Origin of the sequence: Methylobacterium sp. Leaf108 (genome assembly GCF_001423265.1) — a bacterium.
Taxonomy (GTDB): domain Bacteria; phylum Pseudomonadota; class Alphaproteobacteria; order Rhizobiales; family Beijerinckiaceae; genus Methylobacterium.
This window is the reverse complement of record NZ_LMND01000032.1, coordinates 178,200-194,277: the sequence shown is the minus strand read 5'-3', so window position 1 is coordinate 194,277 and position 16,078 is coordinate 178,200. Positions and strand designations below refer to the sequence as shown.

Genomic DNA, 16,078 nt, shown 5'->3' with positions numbered 1-16,078 from the left:
CCGGGCGGTGGTCCTTACATTTTGCTGCAACGGTAAGGAGTCGCTGCGATGGGACGGTTCGAGGCCAAGGTGACGTCGAAGGGGCAGATTACCGTTCCTGCACGCCTGCGCACCGCCATGCATCTCAAGCCGGGCGATACGCTCGTCTTCGTGGAGGATGCCGGCGGGTATCGGCTCGAAGCCCAGGTCGCCACGTTCGCGGACCTGCGTGGCATCGTCCGCGGCGGCTCCGGGGCGGTTACGACCGACCAGATCACGCGTTGGATCGAGGAGAGCCGTGCAGCCCGTTGGGGTGGCGGCGATTCCTCCGGCGAGGACGAAAGCGCCAAGGACCGATGATCGGCCTCGATACCAACGTGCTGCTGCGCTGGCTGGTCGATGAGACCGTCTGGCCCGTGGACAATCCCGAGCAGGTCGCCGACGCCACGCGCATCCTGTCGGATCCGAATGAGCGCTTCTTCGTCAACACGGTGGTACTGGCCGAGGTGGTCTGGGTCCTGAACAAGCCGTTGCAGCAGCGCAAATCCGTGCTCGTCGATCTGTTGCGGCGGTTGATCGAGGCTTCGAATGTCGAGATCGAACGGCGCGACGCGGCTGCCGACGCCATCGCGCGCTTCGCGGCGGGCGGTGGTGGCTTCAGCGATCACCTGATCGGTGCGATCAACCGGCACGGAGGATGCGACACGACGCTGACGTTCGACCGGAAAGCCGTCCAGGCCGCGGATTTCACGCGGCTCGGTCCGACATCCTGATCCGCTGGAAGCCCCTATGTCGAACACCCCCCGCCCCGCCTCCCTCCCCCGCGCCGCCTATGCCGACATGTTCGGGCCCACCACCGGCGACCGCATCCGGCTCGCCGACACCTGCCTCGTCATCGAGGTGGAGCGCGACCACACCACCTACGGCGAGGAGGTGAAGTTCGGCGGCGGCAAGGTCATTCGCGATGGCATGGGGCAGTCCCAGGTGACGAACGCCGACGGGGCTGTCGACACCGTCATCACCAACGCGGTGGTGCTGGACCATTGGGGCGTGGTGAAATGCGACGTCGGCATCGTGAAGGGCCGCATCTTCAGGCTCGGCAAGGCCGGCAACCCGGACATCCAGCCCGGCGTCGACATCGTCGTCGGACCGGGGACGGAAGTCATCGCGGGGGAAGGAAAGATCCTCACGGCGGGCGGGTTCGACAGCCACATCCACTACATCTGCCCGCAGCAGATCGAGGAGGCGTTGTGCTCGGGCGTCACCACGATGCTCGGCGGCGGCACCGGCCCGGCGCACGGCACCTTCGCCACCACCTGCACGCCGGGCCCGTGGCACCTCGCCCGGATGATCGAGGCGGCGGATTCGTTTCCGATGAACCTGGCGTTCGCCGGCAAGGGCAACGCCTCGCGCCCGGAGAGCCTCGTCGAGATGGTGAGCGCGGGCGCCTGCGCCCTCAAGCTCCACGAGGATTGGGGCACCACGCCCCAGGCGATCGACACCTGCCTCACGGTGGCCGACCTGCACGACGTGCAGGTGATGATCCACTCCGACACGCTCAACGAATCGGGGTTCGTCGAGGATACGATCCGGGCGTTCGCCGGGCGCACCATCCACGCCTTCCACACCGAGGGTGCGGGCGGCGGGCATGCCCCCGACATCATGAAGGTGGCCGGGCTCGCCAACGTGCTGCCCTCGTCCACCAATCCGACGCGGCCCTATACGAAGAACACCATCGACGAGCATCTCGACATGCTCATGGTCTGCCACCACCTCGACCCGTCGATCCCCGAGGATCTCGCCTTCGCCGAGAGCCGCATCCGCAAGGAGACCATCGCGGCCGAGGACATCCTGCACGACATCGGCGCGCTCTCGATGATGTCGTCGGACAGCCAGGCCATGGGCCGGGTCGGCGAGGTGGTCATCCGCACCTGGCAGACGGCCGACAAGATGAAGCGCCAGCGCGGCGCCCTGCCCGGCGACACGAGCGGCAACGACAACCTGCGGGCACGCCGCTACATCGCCAAATACACGATCAACCCGGCCATCGCGCACGGCGTCTCGGCCCATGTCGGCTCGGTGGAGGCGGGCAAGCTCGCCGACCTCGTGCTGTGGACGCCCGCCTTCTTCGGCGTGAAGCCCGACCTCGTGATCAAGGGCGGCATGATCGCCACCGCGCCGATGGGCGACCCCAACGCCTCGATCCCCACGCCCCAGCCCGTGCACTACCGCCCGATGTTCGGGGCCATCGGCCGCTCGCCGTGGTCCACCGCCCTCACCTTCGTCTCGAAGGCGGCGATGGACGACGGGCTGCGCGAACGGCTCGGATGCCAGAAGCAGTTCGTCGCCGTGGAGAACGTGCGCGGCGGCATCTCGAAGAAGAGCATGATCCTCAACGACGCCACCCCGACCATCGAGATCGACGCGGAGACCTACGACGTCCGCGCCGACGGCGAACTGCTGGTCTGCGAGCCCGCCGAGGTGCTGCCGATGGCGCAGCGGTATTTTCTGTTCTGAGGTAGGATGGGAGCGTCGCGCGTGGAGCTTCCCATGTCCAAGGCCGCCTTGAGTCCGCCTCCGGGCCGGACTCCTCCTGAGCAAGCCCTCTACGAGGCCGACCTGTACCTGTGGACGCAAGCGCAGGCCGCCTTGCTGCGCGCGGGACAGCGGCAGGCCATCGACTGGCATCATCTGGCCGAGGAAATCGAGAGCTTGGGCGGATCGCAGAAATCCGAGATTCGGAACCGTCTCGCCGTATTGTTGCAGCACCTGTTGAAATGGGAGTTCCAGCCGCAGAAGCGGAAGTACGGCTGGCGCGTCTCGATCGTCGAACAGCGCCTTCAGATCGAAGGACTGATCGACGTCAGTCCGAGCCTGGGATCGTGGCCCGAAGCCGTCCTGGACAAAGCCTATCGACTGGGTCGTGTCCGCGCGGCGGGCGAGACCGGAATGGCGGAACGCCTGTTTCCGGCTACCTGCCCGTACACGCTGGCACAGGTTCTCGACGAAGACTTCTATCCCGGTCCCGCCGAACCGGACGTCGCCTGATGAGGGCGTTCCCTCGCGTGTCGTCGGGTCGGGTCCGGGTGGCATGGTCATGATCCGCGCCACACGCCTCATCCGCCGCGATGCGCTCCGGGCCGGCGAGATCGTCGACCGCGTCGTGCTCGACCACGGCGACCGGCATCGTCGGCGCATGGCGATGCGCGGAATCGGCGGGCTCGACTTCCTGCTCGACCTGCCCGAGCCGACGGTGCTCGACGACGGCGATGCCCTGGTGCTGCAGGACGGCCGCCTCGTCTGGGTCGAGGCGGCGCCCGAGCGCCTGCTCGCGATCCGCGCGCCCGACGACCACGCCCTCAAGCGCCTGATCTGGCACATCGGCAACCGCCACATCCCGGCCGAGATCGCCGAGGACGCCGTCTACATCGGGTTCGACCACGTGCTCGCCGAGATGGTGCGGGGGCTGGGCGGCTCGGCCGAGCCGGTGGATCGCCCGTTCCGGCCGGAGGGCGGCGCCTATGCCGGCGAGTCCGCCGGGCATCATCACCACGGGCACGATCACGGGCCCCACGATCACGATCACGACCACCCGCACCCGCATCGGGCGGCGTCCCGGTGACCGCTGTGGTCCTCGTGCCCGCGCCTCTCCCCGGAGGGGGGCGGCGAAGCGGAATCGCCCCCCGATGACCGACGCCCTGCGGCTGATGGCGTGGCTGTCGCCGACTTATCCGGTGGGGGGCTATGCCTATTCGCACGGGCTCGAATGGGCGGTGGAGGCCGGCGACGTGTCCGACGAGGCCTCCCTCGCGGCATGGCTCCACGACGTCGTGGCGCGCGGCGCCGGGCGCAGCGACATGATCCTGGCCGCCCACGCCCACCGCGCCGCCTCGGGGAGCGACGCCGCCGCCCTGGAGACCGTCAACGCCCTCGCCCTCGCCCTGGCCCCGTCCCGCGAACTCCACCTGGAGACCGCCCAGCAGGGCCGCAGCTTCCTCGACGCGACCCTGGCGGCCTGGGCCACGCCAGCCCTCGTGCGCCTCGCCGAAACCCTGCCCGGCCCCGTGGCCTACCCCGTGGCGGTGGGCCTGGCGGCGGGGGCGCATGGCCTCGCGCCGGTGCCCACGCTCGCCGCCTTCGGCCTCGCCTTCGTGCAGAACCTCGTCTCGGCGGCCCTGCGCCTCGCCCCGGTCGGCCAGACCGCCGGCACGCGGGTGATCGCCGGTCTGGCGCCCTGCGTGGCGGCGCTGGCGGAGACGATCCCCGGGCTCACCCTCGACGACGTCGGGGGCGCCACCCTTCGGCTCGATCTGGGGTCCCTCCGGCACGAGACCCAGTATTCCCGCATCTTCCGCTCGTGAGGACCTTTGCGATGACATCCCTCAATGGCCCCCTGCGCGTCGGCATCGGCGGCCCGGTCGGCTCTGGCAAGACCGCGCTGATGGAACAGCTCTGCAAGCGGTTCCGCGATCGCTTCGAGATCTGCGCGATCACCAACGACATCTACACCAAGGAGGATGCGCGCATCCTCACCGTGGCCGGCGCCCTGCCCGAGGAGCGGATCATGGGCGTCGAGACAGGCGGCTGCCCGCACACCGCCATCCGCGAGGACGCTTCGATCAACCTCGCGGCGGTGGCCGAGATGCGCCGGCGCTTCCCCAGGCTCGACCTAATCCTGATCGAATCGGGCGGCGACAACCTCGCCGCGACCTTCTCGCCGGAACTGGCCGACATCACCCTCTACGTGATCGACGTCGCCGGCGGCGAGAAGATCCCGCGCAAAGGGGGGCCGGGCATCACCCGCTCGGACCTGCTCATCGTCAACAAGACCGATCTGGCGCCCTTCGTCGGCGCGGACCTCGCCGTGATGGAGGCCGACACGAGGCGGATGCGCGGCACCCGTCCCTACGTCTTCACCTCGCTGCGCAAGGGTGACGGGGCCGACGCGGTCGCCCGTTTCGTGGAGCGGGCTGGGGGATTGGGGTGATCATACGACATCCGTTCGATGGCTTCGTCATGCGGATGTCGGCGTCGCTCAGGCGCCGCACGGGCTTCGTGATACGGGTCCCGCTTGATCCGAGCGAACCCCGTATCACCCCTCCCCCTGGAACGGGTGCAGCTGCGGGATCAGCGCCGCCACCAGCTCGAGGCGCCCCGAGATCACGCCGCGCTCGGTGATCATCGCGTCGGCGATGGTCTGCAAGGTGGTGGCCGGGCCCTGCACCAGCACCACCTCCAGCGTCTGGTTGTGCATCAGGTGGACGTGGAGCGACGCGATCACCTCGGCGATGTGACGCCGCTGCAGGTCCGCCAGCCGCTGCTGCAGGCCGTGGGCGAGGTGGTCGTAAAACAGGGTGATCGTGCCCACCATCACCCGGTCGCCGACCTCGTGGCGGTGCTCCACCAGCGACCGGTGCAGGACGGTGGCCACCGCCTGCGAGCGGCTGGCGAACCCGCGCTCGCTCACCATGGCGTCGAGCTCGCCGAGCAGGTCCTCGGACAAGGACAGGCTGATCCGGCTCACCGGCCGGCGCCGCCCCGCGCCGCCCTCGTCCGTGTTCGCATCCGCCATGGTCGTCCGCTCCCTCGCTGCGATGTGAATCTGGCACGCCTCTTGTATGCCTGAAAAGCCGTCGGTATTACGATTTCATCGAATCGTACTACGCGCCTCGGAGATATCAGATGCGCCTGTCCACGATCGCTTCCGCCGCCCGCAAGCGGGTCGCCGCCGGCCTGTTGGCCCTGGGCCTCGTCGCCGCCCCGGTCGCTCACGCGGCCGAGCCCCTGCGCATCGGCTACAGCGACTGGCCGGGCTGGGTCGCCTGGCAGGTCGCCATCGAGAAGGGCTGGCTGAAGGAGGCCGGCGTCGACGCCAAGTTCGAGTGGTTCGACTACTCGGCCTCGATGGACGCGTTCTCGGCGGGCAAGCTCGACGCCGTCACCTGCACCAACGGCGACGCCCTGGTCATGGCCGGCAACGGCGCCAAGAACGTCATGATCATGCTCACCGACTATTCGAACGGCAACGACATGATCGTCGGCAAGCCGGGCGTGAAGACGCTGGCCGACCTCAAGGGCAAGAAGGTCGGCCTCGAGGTCGGCCTCGTGGAGCACCTTCTGCTCATCCACGGCCTCACCAAGATCGGCCTCAAGGAGACCGACGTGACGCTGGTCAACGCCAAGACCAACGAGACGCCGCAGGTGCTGGCCTCCGGCGACGTGGCGGCCGTCGGCGCCTGGCAGCCCATCGCCGGCCAGGCGATGAAGGCGGCGGCCGGCGCCAAGCCCCTCTACACCTCCGCCGACGTGCCAGGGCTGATCTACGACGTGGTCACGGTCTCGCCCGCCAGCCTCGCCTCGCGCCGAGCCGAGTGGATCAAGTTCGTCGGCGTCTGGGACAAGGTCGTCGCCTACATCGAGGACCCCAAGACCCAACCCGACGCGGTGGCGATCATGGCGGCCAAGGTCGGCATCGACGTGCCCACCTTCACCCGCTTCCTCAAGGGCACCAAGCTCATGACCCTGGCCGAGGGCCGCAAGGTCATGAAGGACGCCGACGGCTTCGGCTCCCTCTACGGCTCGACCCGCTTCGCCGACGCCTTCAACGTGAAGGTCGATGTCTACAAGACCGCCCAGGACGTGAAGGCCGCCATCGACCCCGCGCTCACCGACGGCAAATGAGCGCGGAGATGCGCCAGGGCCTGGCGGGTGGGCTACCCTCCCCCGTCGAGGGGGAAGGGAAAGGTCCGCCGCCGCCCCGCCGCCGCTCCTGGGTCGGCGTCGTCCGCCCCCTGGCGCCGCGCCGGCGCATCGTCCTGACGATCCTGTCGTTCCTGCTGCCGATCCTCGCCTGGTCGGCGGTCTCCTACCTGCCGTTCCTGTGGCATCCCCTGGTGGAGGTCTCCGATCCGGGCGACGTCGCCTGGATCCAGCCCGGCATGCGCCTGCCCGCGGCGGCCTTCGCCGAGGAGGTGGAATCGGCCCGCGCCGCCAACACCGCGCCCCCGGTGGGCACGCCCGCCAACCCGGTCTACCTGCCGGCCCCGCACGAGGTCGCCATCGCGCTCTGGACCTCGCTCACCGCGGCGCCGACCCAGCGCGACGCGATCCGGCTGCCCTGGAGCCTGTGGCATTCGATCCAGATCATCTTTTGGGGGTTCCTGCTGTCGTCGATCGTCGGCGTGCCGCTCGGCATCCTGTGCGGGGCGCAAGCGACGCTGGCGCGCATCACCGAGCCGGTCATCGAGTTCGTGCGCTACATGCCCGCCCCCGCCTTCGGGGCGCTGATGGTGGCGATCCTCGGCATCTACGATGGCCCGAAGATCGCGATCATCGTCATCGGCACCTTCTTCCAGCAGGTGCTGGTGATCGCCAACACCACGCGGCGCATCGACCCGCTGCTGATCGAGGCGGCCCTGACGCTGGGCGCACGCAACCTGCGCCTGATCCGCCGGGTGATCGTGCCGGCGATGCTGCCGCAGCTCTACCGCGACCAGCGCATCCTCCTCGGCTGGGCCTGGACCTACCTGATCGTGGCCGAGCTCATCGGCACCTCCTCGGGCATCACCTTCTTCATCACCCAGCAGGCCCGCTACCAGCACTTCGAGAACGTCTACGCCGCGATCCTGATCATCGGCCTCGTCGGCTCGATCACCGACATCGTGCTCGCCCTGATCGGCCGCCGGCTCTTTCCCTACGATCGGAGCGAAGCGTGAGCGCCGGGCCCGTCGTCCCGCCGACCGGCGCCTGCGACTACCGCACGCAAGGCGAGCCGGTCCGCGCGCGCTTTTCCAAGCTCAAGGGCCGCGAGGTCGCGCTCAGGGTCGAGAAGCTAACGAAGACCTTCCGCACCGCCGACGGCGGCGTGACGGTGGCCCTCAAGGACATCGACCTCGTCACCCACCGGCGCGAGTTCCTGTGCGTCGTCGGCCCGTCGGGCTGCGGCAAGTCCACCTTCGTGCGCATCCTCGCCGGCCTCGAGACCGCGACTTCCGGCGTGGTCAGCGTCGAGGGCGTGCCGGTCTCTGGGCCCGGCGCCGACCGGGGCATGGTGTTCCAGGGCTACACCCTGTTTCCCTGGCTCAGCGTGCTGCGCAACGTCGCCTTCGGGCTCGAGGAGAACGGCACGCCCCGGCGCGAGGCCGAGCGCGAGGCGCGGCAATGGCTGGCGCTGATCGGGCTCGAGGCCTTCGCGGCCTCCTACCCGCACCAGCTCTCGGGCGGCATGAAGCAACGGGTCGCGATCGCACGGGCGCTCGCCACCCGGCCGCGCATCCTGCTCATGGACGAGCCGTTCTCGGCCCTCGACACCCAGTCGCGCGCCCGGATGCAGGCCTACCTCATCGAGATCTGGAAGAAGATCGACATCACCATCGTCTTCATCACCCACGATCTCGACGAGGCCGTGCATCTGGCCGACCGCATCCTGGTGCTCAGCGCCCATCCGGGCGAGGTCGCCGAACTCATCGAGGTGCCGGTGCCCCGCCCCCGCAGCCACGACCAGGCCCTCGGGCCCGAGTTCCGTGCCACCCGCGCGCGCCTCGACGCGCTGATCCACCCGCCCAAGGACGAGGCCGAGGAGGCGGTGGCCCCCGACGTGGTGACGCGGATGACGTCCGCCGGGGACGAGGTGGAATGATGGCGCGTCCAGCACCTATCGCGCCCGCGCGCCCTCGCCTTTCCCAGCTTGCGGGGAGAGGGGATGGCGCCCGTCTCCCCAAGCGGAGCGAACCCGCATGACCGCCCCCCTCCTCTGGGCCGAGCGCACCTGGGACGAGCTCCCCGGCGACCTCGCCGCGGTGGGCGGGGCCGCGATCCTGCCCGTCGGCGCCACCGAGCAGCACGGGCCGCATCTGGGCACCGGCATGGATTTCGTGCTGGCCGAGATGCTGGCGCATGCGGTCTCGGCGGCCACCCGCGTGCCGGTGCTGCCGACCCTTCCCTACAGCTGCTCGCTCGGCCACAGCCGGCGCTGGCCGGGCACGATCACCCTCGATCCGCTCGTGATGACGCAGCTCGTCGTGCAGGTGGGGACCGGCGCCCACCGGTCCGGCGTGCGCCGGCTGTTCCTCGTCAACGCCCACGTCACCAACGCCGCGCCCCTGCGCTGCGCGCTGGAGATGCTGCGCGCCGCCCACGACGACCTCATGGTGGCGCTGGTCAATTCGGCCACGGTGAGCGAGCGGGTCCGCGCCGCCCATGTCGCCGATGCCGACGATTGGCACGCCAACGCCGCCGAGACCGCCCTGATGATGGCGCTGGCCCCGCGCTTGGTGCGGCCCGACCGGGTCGCCGAGGCCGACGATCCCGATCGCACGCAGGGTCTCGTCTTCGCCCACCCGGTCAACCGCACCAGCCGCAACGGCGTCACCGGACGCCCTTCGCAGGCGACCGCGACCGAGGGCGGGCGCCTGTTCGCCTGGATGGTCGAGGACCTCACCGCCCTCGTGATGCGGGGGCTGACCGAGACCCCGCCCCTCCCCCACCCCTACGACGTGTCCGTGTAACGAAAAGGAGCGAGCCGATGGCTCATGCGAGCGAGATCGACCCCGTCGTCAAGGCCGTGCAGGACGACCTGCGCGCCAAGGGCGTGAAATACGTCATCGGCGCCTATGTCGACATCCACGGCGTCCAGAAGGCCAAGGTGGTGCCCATCGGCCACCTGCCGCAGATGGCGGCCGGCTCCGAACGCTATACCGGCTACGCGCTCGACGGCCTCGGCCAGGCCCCCAACGAGGACGAACTCGCCTCGGTCCCCGACCTCTCCCGGGTCGTCCAGCTGCCGTGGGAGCCCAAACTCGCCTGGTGCCCGGCCGACCTCACCTTCCAGGGCCAGCCCTATCCGCTCTCCACCCGGGTCGCCCTGAAGACCGTCATCGGCGAGGCGGAGGACATGGGCTTCGGCTTCAACCTCGGCATCGAGTGTGAGATTTTTCTCCTGAGACAGGCCGCCGATGGGTCCCTGCACACGCCGGTCGCCGACGATAAATTGCAAAAACCCTGCTACGACGTGCGCGGGTTCGTCGACAACTTCTCCTGGCTCGACAAGGTCGCCACCACGATCGACGCCCTCGGCTGGGACCTCTATTCCTTCGACCACGAGGACGCCTGCGGCCAGTTCGAGTTCGATTTCAACTACGCCGACGCGCTGACCATGTGCGACCGGCTGACCTTCTTCCGGATGATGGCCAAGCACTACGCCAAGGAGGAAGGCCTCCTCGCCACGATGATGCCCAAGCCCTTCGCCGACCGCACCGGCAACGGCGCGCATTTCAACATGTCGCTCTCCGACAAGGAGACCGGCAGGAACGTCTTCGCCTGCGATCCGTCGGCCGATCCGCGCGGCCTCGGGCTCACCGAGACCGGCTACCATTTCATCGGCGGCGTCCTGCGCCACGGGCGGGCGCTGTGCGCGGCCTTCGCCCCCACGGTCAACAGCTACAAGCGCCTGGTGCGCCAGGGCGCCATGGCGGGCTTCTCCTGGGCGCCGGTGTTCAACTCCTACGGCTCGAACAACCGCACCAATTCGGTGCGCGTGCCGGCCGGGGGCGGTCGCTGCGAGAGCCGCAACGCGGACGGCGCCGTCAACCCCTACCTCGCCGCCGCCCTGGTGCTGGCGGCGGGCCTCGAAGGCGTCCGCGAGCGGATCGATCCCGGCGCGCCCAACGAGGACAACCTCTACGACCTCACCGACGCCGCGCGGGCCGAGCGCGGCATCGACTTCCTGCCCCAGACGCTGGCCGAGGCGGTGGACGCCTTCGCGGCCGACCCGCTGGTGGAGCGGACCCTCGGCACGGCGCTGCGCGACGAGTTCGTCCGCTACAAGCGCGCCGAATGGCAGGAGTACCACCTCACCGTGAGCGCCTGGGAGACCGAGCGCTACAGCCACATGTTCTAGCGCGACGCCCCAACCCTCCCCCTTGAGCGGGGGAGGAAAAAGGCCGGGACGACCCGGCCTCGCGATCAGGGCGCGACATCGGCCGGGACGACCCGTCGGAGAACGTGAGGAACGGGCATGACCACACCTGAGACGACCACCATCCAACAGACCATCGCCGAGAACCGGCGCCGTTACGAGGCGCTGAAGGCGCAAGGGCAGGAGCACGCGCCGCGCGCCCTGCCGCCGCCCTCGGTGCGCGGCCTGCCGCTGGACGAGGCGGAGATCCTGCACGCCGAGACCATCCCCGGCGGCTGGTACTGGACCACGGAACTCCATGCCGGCGACGCGCTGCGGCTCGCCCTCGACCACGGCCCGTCGAGCGTCGCCCTGGTGGCCTGGAACGCCGCCGACACCTCCGAGCGCCTGAACTACGCCGACACCGTCAAGGTGCAATGGAGCGCCGCCCTTCGAAAGGGCCGGGTGCTGTTCTCCGACATGGGCCGGGTGATGCTCTCGCTGATCGAGGATTCCTGCTGCGCCCACGACGCGCTGACGGGCGGCTCCAACGCCGCCTCCAACGCCGCGCGCTACGCGAAAGGCCCCCACCGCAACACCCGCGACAACCTCGTGCTCGCCGCCCTCAAGGCCGGGCTCGACCGGCGCGACATCCCCGCGCTGATCACCTTCTTCGCCCCCGTGAGCGTCGGCGCCGAAGGGCGCTTCACCTGGAACGAGGCCGGGCGCCGGGCGGGCGACTTCGTCGACCTGCGCGCCGAGATGGACCTGGTCGTCACCCTCTCCAACTGCCCCCACCCCCTCGATCCGGCCCCCGACTACGCCCCCAACCCCGTGACGGCGACGCGCTTCCGGGCACCGCATCCAGGCCCGGACGACCTCTGCCGCACCGCCACCATCGAGGCCGTGCGCGGCTTTTCCAACAACGCCGCCATCGGCTTTTAAGGGGAGGATACGTCATGACCGAAGAGCCCCCTCTCCTCGACACGACCGTGCCCGCGCAGGCGCCATGGTCCGGCCTCGTCCGAAAGGGCCAGATTCTGCGCATCACCGACCTCGACGGCTGCCAGGCGGTCGACACCCTGTTCTACCGCGCCGACGACATGGGCGAGCGCTACTCCTCGCAGGACACCCTGCGGGTGCAGGGGGCGGCCTACGTCACCACCGGCACCCGGCTCGTCTCCAACGAGGGGCGGGTGATGGCCGTCGTCACGGCCGATTCCTGCGGGCGGCACGACACCTCGGCGGGCGCCTGCTCCTGCGAGGCCAACACCGTCCGCTTCGGCCACGCCACCAAGTACCTCCACGCCTGCCGCGAGAACTTCGCCCTGGAGGTCGCCAAATACGGGCTGTCCAAGCGCGACATCCCGCCCAACGTCAACTTCTTCATGAACGTGCCGATCGAACAGGACGGGCAGCTCGCCATCGTCGACGGCGTCTCCTCGCCCGGCGACTACGTCGAGGTCACCGCCGAGATGGACGTGATCTGCGTGATCTCCAACTGCCCGCAGATCAACAACCCCTGCAACGGCTTCAACCCGACGCCGATCCAGGTGACCATCCGGGACCGAGCGACCATCCGGGACCGAGCGACGATCCGGGACGGACTGTGATGTTCCAAAAGATCCTGATCGCCAATCGCGGCGAGATCGCCCGGCGCATCCTGCGCACCTGCAGGCGCATGGGGATCGCCTCGGTGGCGGTGCATTCCGACGCCGACCGCTTCACCCCCGCCGTGCTGGAGGCGGACGAGGTTTTTCGCCTCGGCCCGGCGCCCGCCTCCGAGAGCTACCTGAACGTGGACGCCGTCATCGCCGCCTGCAGGGCGACGGGGGCGCAGGCCGTCCATCCCGGCTACGGCTTCCTGTCCGAGAACGTGGCCTTCGCCGAACGCCTGGCGGCGGAGGGCATCGTCTTCATCGGGCCGCGGCCCGAGCACCTGCGCGCCTTCGGCCTCAAGCACACGGCGCGCGAACTGGCGAAGGCCAGCGGCGTGCCGCTCCTGCCGGGCACCGACCTCCTCCCCGACCTCGCGACGGCGCTCGGTGCGGCCGAGGCGATCGGCTATCCGGTGATGCTCAAGAGCACCGCCGGCGGCGGCGGCATCGGCATGAGGCTGTGCACTTCGCCGGCCGAGCTCGCCGAGCATTACGCCAGCGTCGAGCGCACCGCGCGGGCGAGCTTCGGCGACGCGCGGGTCTACCTCGAACGCTTCGTGGCGCGCGCGCGCCACGTCGAGGTGCAGATCTTCGGCGACGGGCAGGGGCGCGTCGTGGCGCTCGGCGAGCGCGACTGCTCGCTCCAGCGCCGCAACCAGAAGGTCGTCGAGGAGACGCCGGCGCCGGGCCTGTCGGACGCGGTGCGCGCCCGGCTGCACGCGGCGGCCGTCGCCCTGGGGACGAGCGTGTCCTACGCCTCGGCCGGAACGGTCGAGTTCATCTACGATCCCGACCGCCAGGATATCTCGTTCCTCGAGGTCAACACCCGGCTCCAGGTCGAGCATCCGGTGACGGAGGCGGTGTTCGGCATCGACCTCGTGGAGTGGATGATCCGCCAGGCCGCCGGCGAAGACCCCATCGGCACCGCCGGACCGCTGGTGCCGAAGGGAGCGGCCATCGAGGCGCGGCTCTACGCCGAGATCCCGCATGCGGATTTCGCGCCCAGCGCCGGCCTGCTGACGCAGGTGCGCTTTCCGGACGGCGTCCGCGTCGACGGCTGGATCGTCACCGGCACCGAGGTGACCCCGTTCTACGATCCGATGCTCGCCAAGATCATCGTCACCGGAGCGGACCGGCCGGCGGCCATCGCCGCCCTGCGCGCGGCGCTCGACGAGACGGTGGTCGCCGGCATCGAGACCAATCTCGGCTACCTGCGCGCCATCGCGGCCTCGGAGCTCTTCGCGAGCGGGCGTGTCGCCACCACGGCCCTGCGCGACGTCGCATATACGCCGCGCAGCGTCGCGGTGCTGGCGCCCGGCCCCCAGTCGAGCCTGCAGGAACTGCCCGGCCGCCTCGGGCTCTGGCATGTCGGCGTGCCCCCGAGCGGGCCGATGGATGCGCGCTCCTTCGCGGTGGCCAATGCGCTGGTGGGAAACCCGCCCGACACCTGCGCCCTCGAACTCACCGTGTCCGGCCCGACCCTGCGCTTCCATGCCGAAACCGTGGTGGCGCTGTCGGGGGCGGCCATGACCGCCCGGCTCGACGGCGTCGTGCAGCCCCACGGGCAGGCCTTCGCGGTGCCGGCGGGCGGCACGCTCGCCATCGGTGCCATCGCGGGGCCGGGGATGCGCAGCTACCTCGGCGTGCGCGGCGGCTTCGATGCGCCGGTGGTGCTCGGCTCGCGGGCGACCTTCGCGCTCGGGGCCTTCGGCGGGCACGCCACCGGCGTGCTCAAGGCCGGCGACACCCTCCATCTCGGCGCCGTCGCCGCGGTGGAACCGGCCTCGCCCGAGCCGGTGCCGCTCACCGCGGACTGGGAGATCGGCCTCGTCTACGGCCCGCACGGGGCGCCGGACTTCTTCCGGGACGCCGACATCGCCGACCTGTTCTCGGCAGCTTACGAGGTGCATTTCAACTCCGCCCGCACCGGCGTGCGCCTGATCGGCCCGACCCCGCGCTGGGCGCGGGAGGACGGCGGCGAGGCCGGGCTGCACCCCTCGAACCTCCACGACAACGCCTACGCGGTCGGCGCCCTCGACTTCACCGGCGACATGCCGATCCTGCTCGGGCCGGACGGGCCGAGTCTCGGCGGCTTCGTCTGCCCCGGCGTCATCGCCCGCGACGAATTGTGGAAGATGGGTCAGCTGCGGCCGGGGGACCGGGTGCGGTTCGTGGCGGTGGAGCGGCCCGGTGACGTCGACGGCGAGAGCGCGGGTTTCCTCCCCCCTCCGCAGGGGAGTGCAGATCTCGGGCAGGCCCGAGATCTGCTGGGGGCAGGGGTTGCCGTCCGAGGCTCCCCCATCCTCGCCCGCGACGTCTCAGGCCCGGTCGAGGTGGTCTACCGCCGCCAGGGCGACGACAACCTCCTCGTCGAATACGGACCGATGGCGCTGGACATCGGCATCCGCCTGCGCGTCCACCTCCTGGCGCAGGCGGTGGCGGAGGCGAAGCTTCCCGGCCTCCTCGACCTGACGCCGGGCATCCGCTCGCTCCAGATCCACTACGACGGCACGGTCCTGGCGCGCGCCCGCCTCCTCGGCCTGCTACGCGAGATCGAGGCCGGGCTGGGCTGCGTCGACGACGTCACGGTGCCCAGCCGCATCGTCCACCTGCCGCTGTCCTGGAACGACCCGCAAGCCGAGCGCGCCATGCGCCAGTACCAGGACCTGGTGCGCCCCAACGCCCCTTGGTGCCCCTCCAACATCGACTTCATCCGCCGCATCAACGGTCTCGACTCGGAGGCGGAGGTGAAGCGCATCGTCTTCGAGGCGAGCTACCTCGTCATGGGGCTCGGCGACGTCTACCTCGGCGCCCCGGTGGCGACGCCGGTCGATCCGCGCCACCGCCTCGTCACCACCAAGTACAACCCGGCCCGGACCTGGACGCCCGAGAACGCAGTCGGCATCGGCGGCGCCTACATGTGCATCTACGGCATGGAGGGGCCGGGCGGGTACCAGCTCGTCGGCCGCACCATCCAGATCTGGAACACCTGGCGGACGACCCGCGACTTCGTGCCGGGCCACCCCTGGCTGCTGCGGCCGTTCGACCGCATCCGCTTCTTCCCCGTCGACCACGCCGAGCTCACCGAGGCCCGCGCCGCCTTCCCGCACGGCGCCTACCCGATCCGGATCGAGGACGGGAGCTTCTCCCATGCCGCCCACCGGGCCGGACTCGCCGCCAACGCGGGCGAGATCGCCGCGGCCAAGCTGCGCCAGCAGACCGCCTTCGAGGCCGAGCGCCGGCGCTGGAAGGAGCAGGGGCTCGACAGCTTCGTGCCCGACGAGGCGGCGCCGGAAGCCGGGGCCGACGCCGTCCCCACCGGCTGCCTCGGGGTGGCGACCACCGTGCCGGGCAACGTCTGGCGGGTGGAAAAGGCGGTGGGCGACACGATCGCGGCCGGCGAGACGGTGGCGATCCTCGAATCGATGAAGATGGAAGTGCCCGTGGCGGCCCCCGCGGCAGGGATCGTGCGTGAGATCCGGGTGCGCCCGGGACAGACGCTGCGGGGCGGCGACCTCGTGGCGGTGATCGAAGAGGTGTGACCCCC

Annotated in this window: 16 protein-coding genes; 15 read left to right on the top strand and 1 reads right to left on the bottom strand. The window is 70.3% G+C overall.

The features are described 5' to 3' along the window. Positions 1-48: 48 nt before the first annotated feature. The 7 genes from ASF39_RS17075 (at position 49) to ureG (ending at position 4,966) form a co-directional block, all read left to right on the top strand. The gene (locus tag ASF39_RS17075; RefSeq protein WP_055888902.1) at positions 49-339 is read left to right on the top strand and encodes an AbrB/MazE/SpoVT family DNA-binding domain-containing protein; all 291 of its coding nucleotides are present in this window, start codon (positions 49-51) and stop codon (positions 337-339) included. Next, positions 336-752, top strand: a complete 417-nt coding sequence (locus ASF39_RS17070) for a type II toxin-antitoxin system VapC family toxin (RefSeq protein WP_055888900.1) — start codon at positions 336-338, stop codon at positions 750-752. Before ASF39_RS17075 ends, ASF39_RS17070 begins: the two co-directional genes overlap by 4 nt. A gap of 16 nt (positions 753-768) precedes the next feature. Further along, positions 769-2,496: an urease subunit alpha gene (gene ureC, locus ASF39_RS17065; RefSeq protein WP_056286045.1), complete on the top strand. Its 1,728-nt coding sequence runs from the start codon at positions 769-771 to the stop codon at positions 2,494-2,496. Positions 2,497-2,529: 33 nt separating this feature from the next. After that, on the top strand, positions 2,530-3,027 hold the full coding sequence (locus ASF39_RS17060) for a DUF29 domain-containing protein (RefSeq protein WP_056286137.1): 498 nt from the start codon (positions 2,530-2,532) through the stop codon (positions 3,025-3,027). Between the two features lie 49 nt (positions 3,028-3,076). Beyond that, a complete protein-coding gene (locus tag ASF39_RS17055; protein ID WP_056286134.1) occupies positions 3,077-3,601 on the top strand; it encodes an urease accessory protein UreE in 525 nt (174 codons plus the stop codon). A 64-nt stretch (positions 3,602-3,665) separates the two neighbouring features. Next, the gene (locus ASF39_RS17050; protein ID WP_056286042.1) at positions 3,666-4,340 is read left to right on the top strand and encodes an urease accessory protein UreF; all 675 of its coding nucleotides are present in this window, start codon (positions 3,666-3,668) and stop codon (positions 4,338-4,340) included. 11 nt (positions 4,341-4,351) lie between these two features. Then, positions 4,352-4,966 carry an urease accessory protein UreG gene (gene ureG, locus ASF39_RS17045; RefSeq protein ID WP_055888893.1) on the top strand — a complete coding sequence of 205 codons (615 nt, stop codon included), beginning with the start codon at positions 4,352-4,354 and terminating at the stop codon, positions 4,964-4,966. 105 nt (positions 4,967-5,071) lie between these two features. On the opposite strand, the gene nikR is transcribed toward ureG, so the two are convergent. Then, positions 5,072-5,551: a nickel-responsive transcriptional regulator NikR gene (nikR, locus tag ASF39_RS17040; RefSeq protein WP_055888891.1), complete on the bottom strand. Its 480-nt coding sequence runs from the start codon at positions 5,549-5,551 to the stop codon at positions 5,072-5,074. Positions 5,552-5,661: 110 nt separating this feature from the next. On the opposite strand from nikR, the gene ASF39_RS17035 reads away from it, so the two are divergent. From ASF39_RS17035 to uca, 8 genes are all read left to right on the top strand, one after another. After that, positions 5,662-6,660, top strand: coding sequence for an ABC transporter substrate-binding protein (locus ASF39_RS17035; RefSeq protein WP_056286039.1), 999 nt, complete (start codon positions 5,662-5,664; stop codon positions 6,658-6,660). After that, on the top strand, positions 6,657-7,694 hold the full coding sequence (locus ASF39_RS17030; RefSeq protein ID WP_056286035.1) for an ABC transporter permease: 1,038 nt from the start codon (positions 6,657-6,659) through the stop codon (positions 7,692-7,694). The genes ASF39_RS17035 and ASF39_RS17030 overlap by 4 nt, the downstream gene beginning before the upstream one ends. Continuing rightward, complete coding sequence (locus tag ASF39_RS17025; RefSeq protein ID WP_056286032.1) at positions 7,691-8,617, top strand: ABC transporter ATP-binding protein; 927 nt, start codon at positions 7,691-7,693, stop codon at positions 8,615-8,617. Before ASF39_RS17030 ends, ASF39_RS17025 begins: the two co-directional genes overlap by 4 nt. Before the next feature lie 97 nt (positions 8,618-8,714). After that, the gene (locus ASF39_RS17020; RefSeq protein ID WP_056286029.1) at positions 8,715-9,485 is read left to right on the top strand and encodes a creatininase family protein; all 771 of its coding nucleotides are present in this window, start codon (positions 8,715-8,717) and stop codon (positions 9,483-9,485) included. Between the two features lie 17 nt (positions 9,486-9,502). Next, a complete protein-coding gene (gene glnT, locus ASF39_RS17015; protein ID WP_056286025.1) occupies positions 9,503-10,876 on the top strand; it encodes a type III glutamate--ammonia ligase in 1,374 nt (457 codons plus the stop codon). A gap of 117 nt (positions 10,877-10,993) precedes the next feature. Beyond that, complete coding sequence (locus tag ASF39_RS17010; RefSeq protein WP_056286022.1) at positions 10,994-11,818, top strand: urea amidolyase associated protein UAAP1; 825 nt, start codon at positions 10,994-10,996, stop codon at positions 11,816-11,818. 14 nt (positions 11,819-11,832) lie between these two features. Next, positions 11,833-12,486: an urea amidolyase associated protein UAAP2 gene (locus tag ASF39_RS17005; RefSeq protein WP_056286021.1), complete on the top strand. Its 654-nt coding sequence runs from the start codon at positions 11,833-11,835 to the stop codon at positions 12,484-12,486. Further along, the gene (gene uca, locus ASF39_RS17000; protein ID WP_056286018.1) at positions 12,486-16,073 is read left to right on the top strand and encodes an urea carboxylase; all 3,588 of its coding nucleotides are present in this window, start codon (positions 12,486-12,488) and stop codon (positions 16,071-16,073) included. Before ASF39_RS17005 ends, uca begins: the two co-directional genes overlap by 1 nt. Positions 16,074-16,078: the final 5 nt, after the last annotated feature.